Annotated in this window: 19 protein-coding genes and 1 tRNA gene; 1 reads left to right on the top strand and 19 read right to left on the bottom strand. The window is 61.0% G+C overall.

Going from position 1 to position 17304, the window contains the following annotated elements; genetic code table 11:
* Positions 1-15: 15 nt before the first annotated feature.
* From nuoF to rpsO, 18 genes are all read right to left on the bottom strand, one after another.
* Entirely contained in the window at positions 16-1311 is a 1296-nt protein-coding gene (gene nuoF / locus ACPJXG_RS08445; protein WP_010399729.1) for an NADH-quinone oxidoreductase subunit NuoF, read from the bottom strand.
* Entirely contained in the window at positions 1308-1787 is a 480-nt protein-coding gene (nuoE, locus tag ACPJXG_RS08440; protein ID WP_035820520.1) for an NADH-quinone oxidoreductase subunit NuoE, read from the bottom strand. Before nuoE ends, nuoF begins: the two co-directional genes overlap by 4 nt.
* 12 nt (positions 1788-1799) lie before the next feature.
* A complete protein-coding gene (locus tag ACPJXG_RS08435) occupies positions 1800-3053 on the bottom strand; it encodes an NADH-quinone oxidoreductase subunit D (RefSeq protein WP_034749992.1) in 1254 nt (417 codons plus the stop codon).
* Entirely contained in the window at positions 3053-3646 is a 594-nt protein-coding gene (locus ACPJXG_RS08430) for an NADH-quinone oxidoreductase subunit C (RefSeq protein WP_425253934.1), read from the bottom strand. Before ACPJXG_RS08430 ends, ACPJXG_RS08435 begins: the two co-directional genes overlap by 1 nt.
* 17 nt (positions 3647-3663) lie before the next feature.
* Positions 3664-4140 (bottom strand): NuoB/complex I 20 kDa subunit family protein, encoded by a 477-nt coding sequence (locus ACPJXG_RS08425; protein ID WP_010399733.1) that lies wholly within the window; start codon positions 4138-4140, stop codon positions 3664-3666.
* Between the two features lie 3 nt (positions 4141-4143).
* The gene (locus ACPJXG_RS08420; RefSeq protein WP_010399734.1) at positions 4144-4503 is read right to left on the bottom strand and encodes an NADH-quinone oxidoreductase subunit A; all 360 of its coding nucleotides are present in this window, start codon (positions 4501-4503) and stop codon (positions 4144-4146) included.
* Positions 4504-4680: 177 nt separating this feature from the next.
* Positions 4681-4765: transfer RNA gene (locus ACPJXG_RS08415), tRNA-Leu, on the bottom strand.
* Between the two features lie 192 nt (positions 4766-4957).
* Complete coding sequence (gene secG / locus ACPJXG_RS08410; protein ID WP_035820525.1) at positions 4958-5359, bottom strand: preprotein translocase subunit SecG; 402 nt, start codon at positions 5357-5359, stop codon at positions 4958-4960.
* A 28-nt stretch (positions 5360-5387) separates the two neighbouring features.
* The gene (tpiA, locus tag ACPJXG_RS08405) at positions 5388-6137 is read right to left on the bottom strand and encodes a triose-phosphate isomerase (RefSeq protein WP_081922519.1); all 750 of its coding nucleotides are present in this window, start codon (positions 6135-6137) and stop codon (positions 5388-5390) included.
* A 72-nt stretch (positions 6138-6209) separates the two neighbouring features.
* Positions 6210-7190, bottom strand: coding sequence for an NAD(P)H-quinone oxidoreductase (locus ACPJXG_RS08400; RefSeq protein WP_176388390.1), 981 nt, complete (start codon positions 7188-7190; stop codon positions 6210-6212).
* A 70-nt stretch (positions 7191-7260) separates the two neighbouring features.
* The gene (locus tag ACPJXG_RS08395) at positions 7261-7869 is read right to left on the bottom strand and encodes a tetratricopeptide repeat protein (protein ID WP_035820533.1); all 609 of its coding nucleotides are present in this window, start codon (positions 7867-7869) and stop codon (positions 7261-7263) included.
* 62 nt (positions 7870-7931) lie between these two features.
* The gene (locus tag ACPJXG_RS08390) at positions 7932-8693 is read right to left on the bottom strand and encodes a GIN domain-containing protein (RefSeq protein WP_278316545.1); all 762 of its coding nucleotides are present in this window, start codon (positions 8691-8693) and stop codon (positions 7932-7934) included.
* Between the two features lie 109 nt (positions 8694-8802).
* Positions 8803-9003, bottom strand: a complete 201-nt coding sequence (locus ACPJXG_RS08385) for a hypothetical protein (protein WP_425253933.1) — start codon at positions 9001-9003, stop codon at positions 8803-8805.
* A 153-nt stretch (positions 9004-9156) separates the two neighbouring features.
* The gene (locus tag ACPJXG_RS08380; protein WP_425253932.1) at positions 9157-11106 is read right to left on the bottom strand and encodes a methyl-accepting chemotaxis protein; all 1950 of its coding nucleotides are present in this window, start codon (positions 11104-11106) and stop codon (positions 9157-9159) included.
* 123 nt (positions 11107-11229) lie between these two features.
* The gene (locus tag ACPJXG_RS08375) at positions 11230-11526 is read right to left on the bottom strand and encodes a hypothetical protein (protein WP_035827827.1); all 297 of its coding nucleotides are present in this window, start codon (positions 11524-11526) and stop codon (positions 11230-11232) included.
* Positions 11527-11535: 9 nt separating this feature from the next.
* Complete coding sequence (locus ACPJXG_RS08370) at positions 11536-12231, bottom strand: hypothetical protein (protein WP_051958864.1); 696 nt, start codon at positions 12229-12231, stop codon at positions 11536-11538.
* 213 nt (positions 12232-12444) lie between these two features.
* Positions 12445-14562, bottom strand: coding sequence for a polyribonucleotide nucleotidyltransferase (gene pnp, locus ACPJXG_RS08365; RefSeq protein ID WP_010399742.1), 2118 nt, complete (start codon positions 14560-14562; stop codon positions 12445-12447).
* A 220-nt stretch (positions 14563-14782) separates the two neighbouring features.
* A complete protein-coding gene (rpsO, locus tag ACPJXG_RS08360) occupies positions 14783-15052 on the bottom strand; it encodes a 30S ribosomal protein S15 (protein ID WP_010399743.1) in 270 nt (89 codons plus the stop codon).
* Between the two features lie 185 nt (positions 15053-15237).
* Here rpsO and bamE point away from each other — a divergent pair, with 185 nt between their 5' ends.
* Complete coding sequence (bamE, locus tag ACPJXG_RS08355) at positions 15238-15735, top strand: outer membrane protein assembly factor BamE domain-containing protein (RefSeq protein ID WP_425253931.1); 498 nt, start codon at positions 15238-15240, stop codon at positions 15733-15735.
* An 11-nt stretch (positions 15736-15746) separates the two neighbouring features.
* Here the strand turns inward: bamE and ACPJXG_RS08350 are convergent, their stop codons facing one another.
* The gene (locus ACPJXG_RS08350) at positions 15747-17291 is read right to left on the bottom strand and encodes a 2-isopropylmalate synthase (RefSeq protein ID WP_176388396.1); all 1545 of its coding nucleotides are present in this window, start codon (positions 17289-17291) and stop codon (positions 15747-15749) included.
* Positions 17292-17304 lie beyond the last annotated feature (13 nt).

The raw sequence follows: 17304 nt of genomic DNA, 5'->3' as shown, positions 1-17304 counted from the left end.
GTTACCTGACGCAGCTTAGATATATGCGGGCACTAAGCAATGCTTGTGCTCGATATGATATTCAAATTCTTCACGGAAATTCTTAATGAAGGCCCGTACCGGCATGGCAGCCGCATCGCCCAGCGCGCAAATGGTGCGGCCCTGGATGTTGTCGGCGATCGAGTTGAGCATGTCCAGGTCGTCTGGACGACCCTGCCCCTGCTCGATGCGGTGCACCATGCGATACATCCAGCCTGTGCCTTCACGGCAAGGCGTACACTGGCCGCACGATTCTTCAAAGTAGAAGTAGGACAGGCGTTCCAGCGCCTTTACCATGCAGCGTGTTTCGTCCATCACGATGACGGCGCCCGAACCCAACATCGAACCGGCTTTCGCGATCGAGTCGTAGTCCAGGTCGGTCTGCATCATGATGTCGCCGCGGATCACCGGCGCGGACGAGCCGCCAGGGATCACGGCCTTGATCTTTTTGCCACCGCGCATGCCGCCTGCCAGTTCCAGCAGGGTCGCAAACGGGGTGCCGAGCGGCACTTCATAGTTGCCCGGTTTTTCCACGTCGCCCGAGATCGAGAAGATCTTCGAACCGCCGTTGTTCGGCTTGCCCATCGCCAGGTATTTCTCTGGACCGATGTTCAGCACGAATGGCACGGCCGCGAAGGTTTCCGTGTTGTTGATCGTCGTCGGCTTGCCGTACAGGCCAAACGAGGCAGGGAAAGGCGGCTTGAAGCGCGGCTGGCCTTTCTTGCCTTCCAGCGATTCGAGCAGGGCCGTTTCTTCGCCGCAGATGTAGGCGCCATAACCATGGTGCGCGTGCAACTGGAACGAGAACTCGCTGCCCATGATCTTGTCACCGAGGAAACCGGCGGCGCGCGCCTCTTCCAGCGCTTCTTCGAAACGCAGGTATTCCTGGAAGATTTCACCGTGGATATAGTTGTAGCCCACGGTGATGCCCATCGCATAAGCGCCAATGGCCATGCCTTCGATCAGCGCATGGGGATTGTAACGAATGATGTCGCGGTCCTTGAAAGTGCCCGGTTCGCCTTCATCTGTATTGCAGACGAGGTATTTCTGGCCCGGGAACTGGCGCGGCATGAAGCTCCACTTCAAGCCGGTAGGGAAACCCGCGCCGCCACGGCCGCGCAAGGACGAAGCCTTGAGGTCGGCGATGATCTGTTCCGGCGTGATTTTCTCTTCCAGGATACGCCGCAGGGCGCTGTAGCCGCCGCGGTTCACATAATCTTGCAAATGCCAGTTCTTGCCATCCAGATCCTTCAGGATCAATGGATCGATATGGCGGTTGTGGAGTGACGTCATTTCTTGAGTTCCTCCAGCATGGCGTCGATTTTCTCGTTCGACATCCAGCTGCACATGGTTTTATTACTGACCAGCAAGACAGGCGCATCGCCGCAAGCACCCATGCACTCGCCTTCAACCAGGGTGAACTGGCCGTCAGCGGTGGTTTCGCGGAAATCGATGCCCAGTTTCTGCTTCAGGTACTCTGCAGCGCGCACGCCGCCCGACAGGGCGCATGGCAGGTTGGTGCACACGGTGATCTTGTGCTTGCCCACGGGTTTCACGTTGTACATATTGTAGAAAGTGGCCACTTCCTGCACGGCAATCGCCGGCATGCCGATGTAATCGGCCAGTTCCTTCATGGTTTCCGGCGCCAGCCAGCCCAGTTCATCCTGTGCATGGGCCAGCGCGGCCATGACGGCCGACTGACGCTGGTCGGCCGGGTACTTGGCCAGCTCGCGGTCAATTTTCTTATAGCATTGCTCTGATAACAACATACTTTTTGCCTCTTAGCGGTCAATACTGCCGAACACGATGTCTTGCGTCCCGATGATGGTCACGGCGTCGGCAAGCATGTGCCCACGCGCCATTTCGTCGAGCGACTGCAAGTGGGCGTAGTCTGGCGCGCGCAGTTTCATGCGGTACGGCTTGTTGGCGCCATCGGACACCAGGTACACGCCGAACTCGCCCTTCGGGTGTTCCACGGCGCTGTAGGCCTCGCCTGGCGGCACGTGGAAACCTTCCGTAAACAGCTTGAAGTGGTGAATCAAGGACTCCATGTTGGTCTTCATGTCGACGCGGCCCGGAGGCGCCACCTTGCGGTTGCTGGTCATGACAGGACCTTCATTGTTGCGCAGCCACTCCACGCATTGCTTGATGATGCGGTTCGACTGGCGCAGCTCTTCCACGCGGACCAGGTAGCGGTCGTAGCAATCGCCGTTGGTGCCGATAGGAATGTCGAAATCCATCAGGTCGTACACTTCGTACGGCTGTTTCTTGCGCAAGTCCCACTGCACGCCCGAGCCGCGCAGCATGGCGCCCGTAAAGCCCATGGCCAGCGCATCTTCCGGCGACACCACGCCGATGCCGACGGTCCGTTGCTTCCAGATTCGATTATCGGTCAACAGCGTTTCGTACTCATCCACCGAGTTCGGGAAACGGCGCGCGAAGTCTTCGATGAAGTCCAGCAGAGAACCCTGGCGGTTTTCATTGAGCTTGCCGATCGCCTTGGCGTTGCGGATGATCGAGGCCTTGTGCTGCGGCATCGCGTCCGGCAAGTCGCGGTACACGCCGCCCGGACGGTAGTAGGCCGCGTGCATGCGCGCGCCCGACACTGCCTCGTAGGCGTCGAACAAGTCTTCGCGGTCGCGGAAGCAATACAGGAACGGGCCCATGGCGCCAACGTCGAGCGCGTGGGTACCGAGCCACATCAGGTGATTCAGGATACGCGTCATCTCGTCGAACATGACGCGGATGTATTGCGCGCGCAGCGGCACTTCCAGGCCCAGCATCTTTTCGATGGCCATCACGTACGCATGTTCATTGCACATCATCGACACATAGTCGAGACGGTCCATGTACGGCACGGATTGCAAATAGGTCTTCTGTTCGGCCAGCTTTTCGGTGGCGCGGTGCAGCAGGCCGATATGCGGGTCGGCGCGCTGGATGACTTCGCCATCCATCTCCAGCACCAGGCGCAGCACACCGTGCGCGGCCGGATGCTGTGGCCCAAAGTTCAGGGTGTAGTTCTTAATCTCAGCCATTATTTCATCCCGTAATGTTCTTCGCGGATCACGCGCGGCACGTTTTCCCGCGGCTCGATCGTCACGGGCTGGTAAATCACGCGCTTTTGTTCCGGATCGTAACGCATCTCGACATAGCCGGAGACGGGGAAATCCTTGCGGAACGGATGGCCGATGAAACCGTAGTCGGTCAGCAGGCGGCGCAAGTCGTTGTGGCCTTCGAAGAGGATGCCCAGCAGGTCGAACGCTTCGCGCTCGTACCAGTTGACGGCGCGCCAGATGCTCACCACGGAGGGCAGCAGCGGCATGTCGTCGTCCGGTGCGAACACGCGCACGCGCACGCGCCAGTTGTGCTTAACCGACAGCAAGTGCGAGACGGCCGCGAAACGCAGGCCATCCCAGCTACCGTCGCCATAGGTCGAGTAGTCGACGCCGCACAGGTCGAGCAGCTGCTCGAAATGCAGGGTCGGATCGTCGCGCAAGGTCAGCATCACGGCCAGGTAATCCTCGGCCTTGACGACCAGGGTGACTTCGCCCAGTGCAACCGTCGTGCTAACGCGATCGCCCAGGGCAGTGCCTAGGGCGTTTTGCAATACTTCTAAATGTGTTGTCATAATCTGAAGCGGCCCGGTTAGCGTGCGATCGTGCTGGTACGCTTGATCTTGTTCTGCAACTGCATGATGCCGTACAGCAAAGCTTCAGCGGTCGGAGGACAGCCAGGCACATACACGTCGACGGGCACGATGCGGTCGCAACCGCGCACCACGGAATAGGAGTAATGGTAGTACCCGCCGCCATTGGCGCAGGAACCCATCGAGATGACCCAGCGTGGCTCCGCCATCTGGTCGTAGACCTTGCGCAGGGCCGGCGCCATCTTGTTGCACAGGGTGCCGGCAACGATCATGACGTCGGACTGACGCGGCGACGGACGAAACACGACGCCGAAACGGTCCATATCGTAGCGGGCTGCGCCCACATGCATCATTTCGACCGCACAGCAGGCCAGACCAAACGTCATCGGGAACATAGACCCGGTGCGCGCCCAGTTGATCAGCTTGTCGGCCGAGGTGGTGATGAAACCTTCGCTTAATACGCCTTCAATAGCCATGGCTTATTCCCAGTCAAGGGCACCTTTCTTCCAAATGTACCAAAATCCGACCACGAATTCAGCGATGAACACCATCATCGTGACGAAACCGGCCCAGCCCAGGTCGCGCATTGCAACGCCCCATGGGAAAAAGAATGCCGTTTCCAGATCGAACAAAATAAACAGGATTGCGACCAGATAGTAGCGCACATCAAATTTCATGCGCGCGTCTTCGAATGCTTCAAAGCCACATTCGTACGGGGAGAGTTTTGCTGCGTCAGGCTTGTTAGGGCCTAACAGGCGCCCCAGGAGCTGGGGAGCGATACCGACACCAAGGCCGATAATAATGAACAGCAGGACGGGGAAGTAATTTTCGAGGTTCACGATTGATGAGCTTATATTGAACGATCGGTTAAATGAGGACGCTGCGATCATTTGCAGCGTATCTAACGCACGACCCCAATCAAAGCTAAGACCAGGATCGAACGACACATCCTCGTAAAAAAAGCCAGCAACTTTGTACGAGCCATGGCTCGTGCGCCGTTGCTGGCTTCTGATTTCTGGTGCCGACGACGAGACTCGAACTCGTACAGCTTGCGCCACTACCCCCTCAAGATAGCGTGTCTACCAATTTCACCACGTCGGCGGTAAGGCCCGTATTCTACTCTGCTTTGCCGCTAAAGTTAATGCACAAATGCATCAAAACACAGATAAAAACGATAAATTTTTACATCTTCCAGCGCGTCACGATTTTTTCCTGCCGCGCTGCTGAAACATTGAGCAATAATCTGCCCGTAATGAGAATTACTCTCGATGAGGTATCGAGCTCATACAAAAATTACTTAGGAATCGCACCGGCCGGGGTGCTGGCAACCGGTGCCGCCGCTGCCGGAGCACTGGCGGCCGGAGCCGCAGGCACCGTCGTCGGGATCGCGCCCGCGCCGGTGACCGGCACTGGCTTGACGACTTTATCCATCACGCCGCCACCGACCGTCGTGGCGCGCTGATTCGCCATCAGCGACAGGGCCAGGGTGGCGCCGAAGAAGATCGCGGCGGCAACGCCCGTCGATTTCGACATGAAGTTCGACGAACCCGTCGCACCGAACAGGCTGCCCGAGGCGCCCGAACCGAAGGCGGCGCCCATGTCGGCGCCCTTACCGTGCTGCAACAACACCAGCGCGATAATCGACAATGCCGAAATAACCTGTACTACCACTACCAGATTGAACATCATGTTCATTGCAATTCCATTCTTAGTTTAAAGTAATTCAATCAGCGGCGTGAATAATCGCCAGGAAATCCGCCGCCTTCAATGCCGCTCCACCGATCAGACCGCCATCGATATCCGGCATCGCCATCAATTCTTTTGCGTTCTCCGGCTTCATGCTGCCGCCGTACAGGATTTGCACGCCGGTCGCTGCTACCGCATTCTTTGCCGCCAGCTGGGCGCGCAATACCTGATGCACGTCCTGCGCCATTTGCGGCGTGGCCGTCTTGCCCGTGCCGATGGCCCAGACTGGCTCGTAGGCCAGCACCAGTTTCGCCACGTCGTCGGCGGAAATCGCCGCCAGCACGGCGCCCAGCTGCTGCGCCACGACGGCGTCCGTCTGGCCCGCTTCGCGCTGCGCCAGCGTTTCGCCGATGCAGACGATAGGCGTGATGCCCGCCGCCAGCGCCGCAACCGTCTTGGCCGCCACTTGCGCATCGCTCTCGCCATGGTAGGCGCGGCGTTCGGAATGCCCGATCACCACATAGCCGCAGCCGAAATCCTGCAGCATGGCGGTCGAGATTTCGCCCGTGTAGGCGCCGCTGGCATGTGCGGACACATCCTGCGCACCCCAGCCGAGAGCCGTGCCTGCCAATTGCGCCTGGCACTGCGCCAGATACGGCGCAGGCACACAGACGGCGCTGGCGGCGCCAGAGGCAGCCAGGCCAGCAACTATTTCAGACAATAACACCGCGTTCGAGGTGCGACTGCCGTTCATTTTCCAATTTCCGACGACGAGTTTGCGACGCATAGTAGCCTAAATTCTAATAACCCGTCATTCTAACTCCGGCACCGATGCCGGTCAAACAGGCAGTGCCCCGTTTCAAACAACTTGCAACATGATCTTGCCCACGTGCGTGCTCGCTTCCATCAGGGCATGCGCCTCGTTGGCTTTTTCCAACGGGAAAGTTTTATAGATCACGGGCTTGATCTTGCCCGCCTCGATCAGCGGCCAGACGGTCGTGCGCAAATGGTTCGCGATGGCCGCCTTGAAGGCCACGGAACGGGGACGCAAGGTGGAACCCGTCACCGTCAGGCGGCGGCGCAGCAAGGTGCCCAGGTCCAGTTCCGCCCTGGTGCCGCCCTGCACGGCGATCAGGCCGATGCGGCCGTCGTCGGCCAGGCAGCTGATCTCGCGCGGCAGGTAGTCGCCGCCCACCATGTCGAGGATGACGTCGACACCCTTGCCACCGGTCAATTCCTTGACGACGGCAACGAAATCTTCCGTGCGGTAATTGATGCCCCGTTCGGCGCCCAGCGCCTCGCAGGCGCGCGCCTTTTCGTCGCTGCCCGCTGTGGCGAAGACGCGATGCCCCAGGGCGGCCGCCAATTGAATGGCCGTCACGCCGATGCCGGACGTGCCGCCCTGCACCAATAAGGTTTCACCGTCGGCCAGCGCGCAGCGGTCGAAGACATTGCTCCAGACGGTAAAGAAGTTTTCCGGCAGCGACGCGCTTTCCAGCGCCGTCAAGCCTTGCGGCAAGGGCAGACACTGGCCGGCGGGCGCGGCGCAGTATTCGGCATAGCCGCCGCCCTGTACCAGCGCGCAGACGAGGTCGCCTTTTTTGAATTCAGTGTTGCTGAAATCGCCATCGACGACTTCGCCCGCCACTTCCAGGCCCGGCAAGTCGGAGGCGCCCGGTGGCGGCGCATATTTGCCCAGGCGCTGCAGCACGTCGGGACGGTTGATGCCGGCCGCGTGCACCTTGATCAGCAGCTCTCCGGCTTTGAAGGCGGGAACGGGAGACTCGACGATCTGTAAAACGTCGGCGGGACCTGGCTGGCTGATGGCAACTGCACGCATGGCGGGACTCTTTCAAGGGAAAACGGCGATTGTACGCCAAGCCGTCCACCCTTGCAGGGAGCCTCCCGCCCTAGGCGCCGCCCGTCTTCGACTGGCGCGGCAGCGGCGTGCCGGGCTTCCATTTCGCCGACAGGGCCTGCCCTTCCTCGACTTGCTCATGCGTCATCTTGCGCACCACGGCGGCGCGCTGGTCGGCCGCATTCGCGTTGCCATTCGCCGCCGCCAGGTTCCACAGCATGTAGGCGATGACGTTGTCCTGCTGCACGCCGCCCATGTGGTAGCGGTACATCAGGCCCAGCACCTGCTGTGCCTCGGCATGGTTCTGCTCGGCCGCCTTGCGGAACCAGCCGACGGCCTGTTTATGGTCCTGCAGCACGGCGTTGCCCGTGTAATACATGGCGCCCACGACATACTGGGCATCGGCCTTGCCCTGCTCGGCCGCCTTGCGGTGCCAGAACATGGCTTGCTTGTAGTCCTGCGGCAAGCCCCGTCCCATGTAATACATCAAGCCCAGCAAATGCTGGGCATCGGCGTTGCCGGTCTTGGCCAGCGGCAATATTTCCTTGTAGGCTAGCGCGTAATTCTTGTTGTTGTAGGCGCTGGCGCCTTCGGCGAAGCCAGCCCGCGCGGGTAGCTGTATCGTCAACAGCATGAGTAATGTAATGATCAGTTTTTTCATCGGAATGGGATGTGGTCTGACTACTTATTCTTGTCCTGCCAAAGGCCTGCGGCAGGATGCTTTTACTTCCAGCTGACTTTGCCCAGGCCCTCGACGCTGACATCGCGGTTGACCGGCTTGCCATACACCACCACCGAACCGAGTCCGCTCAAGTTCAGCTTGGCATTCGTATGGGCGTTCACCGTGGCGTTGCCGAGGCCGCTCAATTCCAGGTTGACGGCATCGGCTTCGAATTGCTGCGCATTCAGGCTGCCCAGGCCGCCAAGGCTGGCTTTCAGGATGCGCCCGCGTCCGCCCAGCACCACCGAGCCGGCGCCCTGCAAGTCCAGTTCGGCCCGCTCATTGTTGCCTATCCATATTTGCATGCTGCCCACGCCGCCCAGGCTGGCATTCAGCTTGCGGTAGTCGCCCACCAGCTTGATGCTGCCCGCCCCTTCCAGCGACAGGGTCAGTTCCTCGCCCTTGAAACCCGTGATGTCCGTGCTGCCGAAGCCTTCCGAACTGAGTTCGCGCAAGTTCGGCAGGACCAGGTCGGCGCGGATCGACGAGGGGCCGATCTTGAAGCCACGCACTTCCGTTTCGATGTGCAGGGTATCGCCGCTTTGCGCCGTGCTGACATCGGCGATGTAGCGCTTGTCGGCCGTGATGCTCAAGGACGCCACGTTGCCCTGGCGAATGCGCACTTCCATCACGCCATCGAGCTTGACGCGCACCACGCGGGCGTCGACGTTGCGCATTTCCAGCAGGCGGGTCTCGGCGGCCGCGCCGCGCACCAGGCCCAACGTCGCCAGGAACAGCAGCGCCAGTTGCAGTGTCTTTTTCATGTAGAGCATCCTCGGTATCTTGTTTTTATGTGTCGCGGCACCCTCGTGGGGTTCGCGCGCATTGCCATTGGCTACCACTGTAGCAGCAGCAAAAATTGCTGACAATCAATTATGCGAAACGGGCTTTTTCGGTAGCGCTCAGGCGCTTGGCCTTGACCACCACCACGTGCATGGCAGCCTTGTCCGCTGGCGCGGCCAGGGTGACGGTGGAGCTGGCCACTTGCAGGGCCGGGGCGATGGTGTAGCAGCTGGCGCCGAGCAGGATGGCGGCGGCAACGGCGATGACTTCCATGTTTTTAGCGACGTTCATGTGAATCTCCTCGGGTGTCTGGCAGTGGGCTTGCGGTATGGTGTGACTATAGCCATACCGCCCCCGGCAGACACGCCGATTGCGACGAACTGCGCTTTTGGCAGGCTGGCCTGACAAAAACGCGGATGAACGCGCAGATCGCTACCCGTCTTCTTAAAACTCTTCCCACTCGTCGGCGCCGGACTTGGCCGCCTTGACAGGCTTGCTCGGCGACGGCGCGCGGACCGGCGCACGCGGCGCAAGGGCACGAACGGCTGGCGTCGCCTTGAGGCGCGTCACGGGCGAGGATGCCGCAGCAGGCGCATCGCCCAGGCGGAACATGCCGACGGCTTGCGCCAGGTCCACGGCCTGCTCCTGCAGGCTTTCCGCGGCGGCGGCCGCTTGCTCGACGAGGGCAGCGTTTTGCTGTGTCATGGTATCCATGTGCGTGACGGCCGTATTGATCTCGCCGATGCCGGCGCTCTGTTCGCGGCTGGCCACCGTGATCTCGCTCATGATGGTCGTCAATTGCTGCACCGACGCCACCACCTGATCCATGGTCTGGCCCGCCTCATCCACAAGGCGCCCGCCCGCATCGACCTTCTCCACCGAATCGCCAATCAACTCCTTGATTTCCTTCGCCGCGCCGGCGGAGCGTTGCGCCAGGTTGCGCACTTCGGACGCCACCACGGCAAAGCCCCTGCCCTGCTCGCCCGCGCGCGCCGCCTCGACGGCTGCGTTCAAGGCCAGGATATTCGTCTGGAAAGCGATGCCGTCGATCACGCCGATGATGTCGACGATCTTGCGCGAGCTTTCCTGGATACCGGCCATGGTGCCCACCACCTGCTGCACCACGCGGCCGCCCTTGGCCGCCACTTCCGAGGCAGACACAGCCAGCTCATTGGCCGCGTGCGCGTTTTCCGCATTCTGCTTGACGGTCGACGTCAGCTCATCCATCGAGCTGGCCGTTTCTTCCAGCGCGCCCGCCTGCGCTTCCGTGCGCGAAGACAGGTCGGCATTACCGGCGGCAATATCGGCCGACTCGCTGCGCACCAGGGTGCTGATGCTGCGGATCTGCACCAGCACGGTGGCGATCTTTTCAACGAACAAGTTAAACGCCTTGGCGATCTGCGCCAGTTCGTCCGAGCCTTCCGCATCGAGGCGGCTGGTCAGGTCGCCGTCGCCCGTGGCGATCGCTTCCATCGCATCGCGCACCAGGCCCAGGCGGCGCAAGGCGCGCGCCACCAGCACGCTCAATACCGTGGCGGCCAGGGCCAGCACCAGCAAGGCCGTCAGGGCCGAGGCGCGCAGCATGGAACTCAGGGCTTGCGTCGCTTCAGCGCGGTCGAGCACGGTAGCCAGCAGCCAGTCGCTGCCCGGCACTTTACTTACATGCAAGATGCCGTTACGTTCACCGAGTCGAATGGCGGCGCCATCGCCGCTCTTTTCGATATCGGCCAGCGCCTGCGCGCTCAGGCCAGGGTCCAGTTCGGCCAGGGGCTTCAAGGTCAGCTTGCCGTCAGGGTGGGCGATGATCTTGCCGCCGCCATCGACGAGGAAGGCGTAGCTGGACGCCGTCGGCTTGATCGAGGCGACGTTTTGCACCACCGCATCCATCATCACGTCGGCCGCCATCACGCCCGTCACGCTGCCCTTGCCGCCCAGCGGCTCGGCAAACGTCACCACCAGCTTGCCCGTGCTGGCGCCGATGTAGGGCGCCGTGATGATGGGGCCGCCCACTTCGGACGCCAGCTTGTACCAGGGGCGCGCCGTGGGATCATAGTCGGCGGCGCGCTTGCGTTCTTGCGAAAAGACGGCGTGCTTGTCGGCAAAGCCGATATACGCCATGTCGAAGGTACCGGCCTGCTCGGCCGCCTTGAGGGCAGGCAGCGGGTCGGCCGCCGTGGCGCCCTGCTTGAGCGAGCCCACGACGGCTTGCTTGGAACGCAGCCATTCGGCGATGGCTTGCGCGTGGCTGTGCGACAACTGCAGCATCTGCGTGTCGAGCGCGGCCAGGGTGCTGGAGCGCGTGGTAAAGAAATTGGCGATGGCGACGGCCAGCATGGCCAGCACGACGATGGAAACGGCGATGGCGATCAGCCGCGCCTTAAGGGAGGACAACATGGTGCATCCAATAAAAAAAAGGGGAAATCGGGAGGGATGCACCATGGTCGGGGAATAAGATTTTGTCGTCAAGCAATACTGACAGTCAATTACCCATAAACAACAATTGATACCATATATAAATCAAGTCTCGCCGCGCAGCTTGCGCAGGGCCGGCGAGTCGCCACCCGTGGCCTCAATGCGGAAGCGGGCAAATGCCTGCTCCAGCTCGGGGTAGCGGCGCAGACTGCCTTCGTTAAAGTAGCGCCCGCCAGGGATATCGCCCCATGGCAGCGGCGCGCTCAAGCCCCCGCTGCCCGCCAGGGCCAGCAGCGGCTCGAGCGCGCTGCGCAGGTCGGCCACTTCCGTATCGGCGCCCGCCAGGCGCCCCAGCACTTGCTCCAGCTCGGCGGCGCGGGCTTGCAGGCTCTGTTGATCCATCATCGCTCCTCAATTCTTGATCGTACCGATCAGCACAGGGGCCGACCACAAGCTGCGGTTGGGTAATAAATACTGCTGCGCCCCACCCTTGCGCCGCACCAGCCCACCCAACTCTTGCGTCGGCGCCACCTGACTGACAAACACGTTGACGGTGCCCTTGGGCATGATCTGATACACATCATACAGCGGCGCCTCGCTCTTCAAGGGCAAGCCGAAACAGTCGGCCAGGGTGGCGCAGCGGCTGGATGCCAGCTGCAATTGCGCGCTGGTGGTGAAATACGGCGAGTATGGCGACACATTCTGGCCATGCGGCACGATTTTGACGAGCGCGGCCGACATGGCTTGCACATCGGGCAAGGTGCTGCCGGAAGCGAGCTGCTCGACCGCGCGCGCATAAATCGTCTCGGCCGGCGCGGCGGGATCGGCGGTGCGCAGCTCGCGCAGGAATTGCTGCCCTGGCCCACTATCGAGATAGAGATCGATGGCTGCGCGCTGCAAGCCCGCCGTCTTGAAGGTGCTGAGGTCATTGATTTCGCGCGCATGCACGGCGCGCAAGGCGTCGATATCTTGCGCCGGCATGGCCGCGGACGCGGCTGCGATGGGGATGGGCAGCGGCACCGGCGTCGGTGCGTTGTCCAGCTGCGCCCAGGCACCGGGCGATACGGCAAGCAGAAAGGCGGCGGCCAGCCCGCGGAATGTGCGCATGCTGCTTCTCCTTGGAAGACTCGTTCAGGGGAATATCCCCTCCCGAATCTACAAGGCGCGGCGGCGGCCGATACGCGCTGGATCAAGGCAGATGCACACGCCGGCATCCACCTTCGATACAGCGCAAACAAGGCGCAAAAAAACCGCCAGGGCTTGCGCGCTGGCGGTTTTGATCATGCGGCCGAGGCCGCAGTCAGGCGAATCTGAAGGAAATTAAGCGGCTGGCGCTTCGTTGCCTTCAGCAGCTTTCATCGACAGTTTCAGACGGCCGCGGTCGTCCGTTTCCAGCACTTTGACGCGAACCAGCTGGCCTTCTTTCAGGTAGTCGGCCACGGCGTTGACGCGCTCGTTGGCGATCTGCGAGATGTGCAGCAGGCCGTCCTTGCCTGGCATGACTTGGACGATGGCGCCGAAGTCCAGCAGTTTCAGCACGGTGCCTTCGTAGGTCTTGCCCACTTCGACGGAAGCGGTCAGTTCTTCGATGCGGCGCTTGGCTTCCTGGCCGGCAGCAGCGTCAACGGAAGCGATGGTGACCACGCCTTCGTCGCTGATGTCGATCTGGGTGCCCGTCTCTTCGGTCAGCGCGCGGATCACGGCGCCGCCCTTGCCGATCACGTCACGGATTTTTTCCGGGTTGATCTTGATGGTGATCAGACGCGGTGCGAAATCGGACAGTTCGGTTTTGACGTGCGGCATGGCTTTTTGCATTTCGCCCAGGATGTGCTCGCGGCCTTCCTTGGCTTGCGCCAGTGCCACTTGCATGATTTCCTTGGTGATGCCCATGATCTTGATGTCCATCTGCAGCGCCGTGATACCGTTGCGGGTACCGGCTACCTTGAAGTCCATGTCGCCCAGGTGATCTTCGTCGCCCAGGATGTCGGACAGCACGGCAAACTTGCCGCCTTCCTTGATCAGGCCCATGGCGATACCTGCCACGTGTTCTTTCATCGGTACGCCAGCGTCCATCAGTGCCAGGCAGCCGCCGCAGACGGAAGCCATCGACGAGGAACCGTTCGATTCCGTGATTTCCGATACCAGGCGCACCGAGTAGCTGAACTCTTCAGCTGCCGGCAGGGCGGCGATCAGCGCGCGCTTGGCCAGGCGGCCGTGGCCGATTTCGCGGCGTTTAGGCGTACCGACACGGCCCGTTTCGCCGGTGGCGAATGGAGGCATGTTGTAATGCAGCATGAACGAATCGGTGAACTCGCCCATCAGCGCATCGATCTTCTGGCTGTCGCGGGCGGTGCCCAACGTTGCCACGACCAGCGCTTGCGTTTCGCCGCGCGTGAACAGGGCCGAACCGTGGGTGCGTGGCAGCACGCTGGTGCGGATCGAGATCGGACGCACGGTGCGCGTGTCGCGGCCGTCGATGCGTGGCTCGCCGTCCAGGATTTGCGTACGCACGATTTTCGCTTCGATGTCGAACAGGATGTTGTTCACTTCAGCGCTATCGATGGACGCGCCGCCGGCGGCAGCCGCTTCGGCCGACAGGTCGGCGATCACTTCCGACGTCGCTGCTTTCAGCTTGGCCGTACGCTCTTGCTTGTCCTTGGTTTGATACGCGTCATTGATCTTGGCGTTGGCGAAATGCGCGACGCGGGCGATCAGTGCTTCGTTTTTCGGCGCAGGCGCCCATTCCACTTCCGGCTTGCCGCCGTCACGCACCAGGTCGTGAATCGCGTCGATGACGACTTTCATCTGGTCGTGGCCGAAGACCACGGCGCCCAGCATGATTTCTTCGGACAGCTGTTTCGCTTCCGATTCGACCATCAGCACGGCCGTTTCGGTACCGGCGACAACCAGGTCCATTTCCGACGTTTTCAGTTGCTGAACGGTCGGGTTCAGGATGTACTGGCCATTCGCGTAACCGACGCGCGCGGCGCCGATAGGACCGTTGAAAGGCACGCCCGATACGCACAGGGCGGCCGATGCGCCGATCATGGCGGCGATGTCCGGATCGATTTCAGGGTTGACCGACAGCACGTGAATGATGACTTGCACTTCATTCAGGTAGCCTTCCGGGAACAGCGGACGGATAGGACGGTCGATCAGACGGGAGGTCAGTGTTTCTTTTTCGGAAGGACGGCCTTCGCGCTTGAAAAAACCGCCCGGGATTTTACCGGCAGCATAGGTTTTTTCGACATAATCAACCGTCAAAGGGAAGAAATCCTGGCCTGGCTTGGCATCTTTGCGTGCCACTACCGTTGCCAGAACGACGGTATCTTCGATCGACACCAGCACTGCGCCGGAAGCCTGACGTGCGATTTCGCCGGTTTCCAGGGTCACTTGGTGTTGACCATACTGGAAGGTTTTCGTAACTTTGTTAAACATGGGGTATCCCTTTTCTAATTGCCGACAGATTTTCAGGGGCTGTCGTTCACCTCACCACAGGCGGCGGAAACATCGTTGCCGCCTTTACTACTTTACTTTTAAAACATGATATCGGTAGAGAATACTGTACTTCTCGACATAAATCCGGAATTCAAATGACAAAATGCCCGCGTCAGCGAACTGGCGCAGGCATTTCTGTATAAACCTTGTACGGCAAAAATTACTTGCGCAGACCAAGTTTAGCGATCAGGTCGCGATAACGGGTAGCGTCTTTAGCCTTCAGGTAGGACAACAGGCTCTTACGACGGTTGACCATCATGATCAGGCCGCGGCGGGAGTGGTGATCTTTCGAGTGGGCTTTGAAGTGGCCGTTCAGTTCGTTGATGCGAGCTGTCAGCAGTGCAACTTGCACTTCAGGGGAGCCGGTGTCGTTTTGACCACGTGCGTTGTCCGCGATGATAGCGGCTTTGTTGATGTTTTCTACTGTCATGATAAACCTTTCACATGCGGTGCACAGAGTCTGAACCCTATCCACCGTGAACTACGATTATTAAAATACTGGCCTATGCTGCCAACCAGACGCGCAAGTATATCGGAAAAATGCCCGCCTGTATCCTGCCGTGCGCGCTTTTCTCGGTGCATGATAGGGTTTTCCTGCATTTCAGGAGGTCAACCATGAAAAAACTGCTCAAATTAGCAACACCGCTGCTGTTTGCCGCGCTGGCCGGCTGCGCCAGCTGGAACGTCCCGCCGCCGCAGCCGGGCGAAGCGCGCGCCGCCGTGGAAGCGCGCCTGGGGCGGCCAAGCAATATCTATCAACTGCCCACCGGTCCCGAGCTTGAATACGCCACGGGGCCATATGGCCAGTACACGTATATGGCCCGCTTCGGCCCTGACGACAAGTTGATTTCCTACGAGCAAGTGCTCGACACACCAGGCTTTGCCCGCATCAAGGTGGGCGTGTCGACGCAGCAAGACGTGCTGCACACCCTGGGCCGCCCGACGGAAACCTCCTACCTGTCGCTGCCGAAACTGCACGTCTGGTCCTACCGCTACAAGGAATCGGGCGTGTGGGATTCCATGATGCACGTGCACTTCGACCACGACGGCATCGTGCGCATGATGATGAACGGACCCGATCCGGCCAAGGAAGAGCGGCGCTTTTTCTGGTAGTTAGCGCCCCCTCACGGCTGGGGATCGATCCGCTCATCCTTGGCGTGTAATTTGTTCAATGCCGAGAAATACGCCTTGGCCGACGCGACGATGATATCCGGGTCGGCGCCCACGCCGTTGACGATGCGCCCGTCGCGCGACAGCCGCATCGTCACTTCGCCCTGCGACTGCGTGCCCGTGCTGATGGCGTTGACGGAGAACAAGACCAGCTCGGCACCGCTGGCGGCCGCGCTTTCAATGGCGTTGACGGTGGCGTCGACGGGGCCGTCGCCCTGCCCTTCGCAACTGCGCTGCACGCCGCCGACGAGAAACTCCACGCGCGCATGGGGCACGGCGCCCGTCGTCGACTGCTGTGTCAGGGAAATGAAACGGTAGTGCTCACTCTCCTGCGCCTGCTGTTCCTCGCTGACGAGGGCCATGATGTCTTCGTCGAAAATCTCGGATTTCCGGTCAGCCAGCTCCTTGAAGCGCAGGAAGGCCGCGTTGACTTCCGCCTCGGATTCGAGCGCAATGCCCAGCTCGTGCAGGCGCTGCTTGAAGGCATTGCGCCCCGACAATTTGCCGAGGACGATCTTGTTGGCCGTCCAGCCCACGTCTTCGGCGCGCATGATTTCATACGTTTCGCGCGCTTTTAAAATGCCATCCTGGTGGATACCGGACGCGTGCGCAAAGGCGTTCGCGCCGACGACGGCCTTGTTCGGCTGCACGGCAAAACCCGTGATCTGCGACACCATCTTGGACGCGGCGACGATCTGCGTCGTGTCGATCCCCACCGTCAGGTTGTAATAGGCGGCACGCGTGCGCAGCGCCATCACCACTTCTTCCAGCGCCGTGTTGCCGGCCCGCTCGCCGAGGCCATTGACGGTACACTCGATCTGCCGCGCGCCGCCGATCATGACGCCGGCCAGCGAATTGGCCACCGCCAGGCCCAGGTCGTTATGACAATGGACAGACCAGATGGCTTTATCGGAGTTCGGTATGCGTTCGCGCAAGCGCTTGATGGTGGCGCCAAAGATTTCCGGCACGGCATAGCCCACGGTATCGGGGAAATTGATGGTGGTGGCGCCCTCGGCGATCACGCCTTCCAGCACGCGGCACAGAAAATCTTCGTCGGAGCGGCTGCCGTCTTCGGGGCTGAATTCGATGTCGTCCGTGAACTGGCGCGCGTAGCGCACGGCGTTTTGCGCCTGCGTCAGCACTTGCTCTGGCGTCATGCGCAGCTTGATCTGCATGTGCAGGGGCGAGGTGGCGATAAACGTGTGGATGCGCTTGCGCTCGGCAGGTGCCAGCGCTTCGGCGGCGCGGGCGATGTCGCGGTCGTTGGCGCGCGACAGCGAGCAGATGGTGGACTCGCGCACGGCGCCGGCAATCGCCCGTATCGACTCGAAGTCGCCTTGCGAGGCGGCGGCGAAGCCCGCTTCGATCACGTCGACCTTCAGGCGTTCGAGCTGCTTGGCGATGCGCAGCTTTTCCTCGCGCGTCATGGAAGCGCCCGGCGATTGCTCGCCGTCGCGCAAGGTGGTGTCAAAAATGATGAGTCGGTTGCTGGTGTTCATGGCTGCTCCTGGC

Source organism: Janthinobacterium sp. NFX145, assembly GCF_049810325.1.
In the GTDB taxonomy this organism is placed as follows: Bacteria; Pseudomonadota; Gammaproteobacteria; order Burkholderiales; family Burkholderiaceae_D; genus Janthinobacterium; species Janthinobacterium rivuli.
Note: the sequence above shows the minus strand (reverse complement) of the source record. Positions and strands in the feature narration are given on the sequence as shown.

Bases quoted from the DNA above. Each gene is read 5' to 3' on its own strand.
- ACPJXG_RS08390 (WP_278316545.1), bottom strand. From the start codon at position 8,693: ATGAAAAAGACACTGCAACTGGCGCTGCTGTTCCTGGCGACGTTGGGC.
- ACPJXG_RS08350 (WP_176388396.1), bottom strand. From the start codon at position 17,291: ATGAACACCAGCAACCGACTCATCATTTTTGACACCACCTTGCGCGAC.
- ACPJXG_RS08380 (WP_425253932.1), bottom strand. From the start codon at position 11,106: ATGTTGTCCTCCCTTAAGGCGCGGCTGATCGCCATCGCCGTTTCCATC.
- rpsO (WP_010399743.1), bottom strand. From the start codon at position 15,052: ATGACAGTAGAAAACATCAACAAAGCCGCTATCATCGCGGACAACGCA.
- secG (WP_035820525.1), bottom strand. From the start codon at position 5,359: ATGAACATGATGTTCAATCTGGTAGTGGTAGTACAGGTTATTTCGGCA.
- bamE (WP_425253931.1), top strand. From the start codon at position 15,238: ATGAAAAAACTGCTCAAATTAGCAACACCGCTGCTGTTTGCCGCGCTG.
- ACPJXG_RS08395 (WP_035820533.1), bottom strand. From the start codon at position 7,869: ATGAAAAAACTGATCATTACATTACTCATGCTGTTGACGATACAGCTA.
- ACPJXG_RS08375 (WP_035827827.1), bottom strand. From the start codon at position 11,526: ATGGATCAACAGAGCCTGCAAGCCCGCGCCGCCGAGCTGGAGCAAGTG.
- ACPJXG_RS08435 (WP_034749992.1), bottom strand. From the start codon at position 3,053: ATGGCTGAGATTAAGAACTACACCCTGAACTTTGGGCCACAGCATCCG.
- nuoE (WP_035820520.1), bottom strand. From the start codon at position 1,787: ATGTTGTTATCAGAGCAATGCTATAAGAAAATTGACCGCGAGCTGGCC.
- ACPJXG_RS08430 (WP_425253934.1), bottom strand. From the start codon at position 3,646: ATGACAACACATTTAGAAGTATTGCAAAACGCCCTAGGCACTGCCCTG.
- nuoF (WP_010399729.1), bottom strand. From the start codon at position 1,311: ATGACGTCACTCCACAACCGCCATATCGATCCATTGATCCTGAAGGAT.
- ACPJXG_RS08425 (WP_010399733.1), bottom strand. From the start codon at position 4,140: ATGGCTATTGAAGGCGTATTAAGCGAAGGTTTCATCACCACCTCGGCC.
- ACPJXG_RS08400 (WP_176388390.1), bottom strand. From the start codon at position 7,190: ATGCGTGCAGTTGCCATCAGCCAGCCAGGTCCCGCCGACGTTTTACAG.
- ACPJXG_RS08370 (WP_051958864.1), bottom strand. From the start codon at position 12,231: ATGCGCACATTCCGCGGGCTGGCCGCCGCCTTTCTGCTTGCCGTATCG.
- pnp (WP_010399742.1), bottom strand. From the start codon at position 14,562: ATGTTTAACAAAGTTACGAAAACCTTCCAGTATGGTCAACACCAAGTG.
- tpiA (WP_081922519.1), bottom strand. From the start codon at position 6,137: ATGCGTCGCAAACTCGTCGTCGGAAATTGGAAAATGAACGGCAGTCGC.
- ACPJXG_RS08385 (WP_425253933.1), bottom strand. From the start codon at position 9,003: ATGAACGTCGCTAAAAACATGGAAGTCATCGCCGTTGCCGCCGCCATC.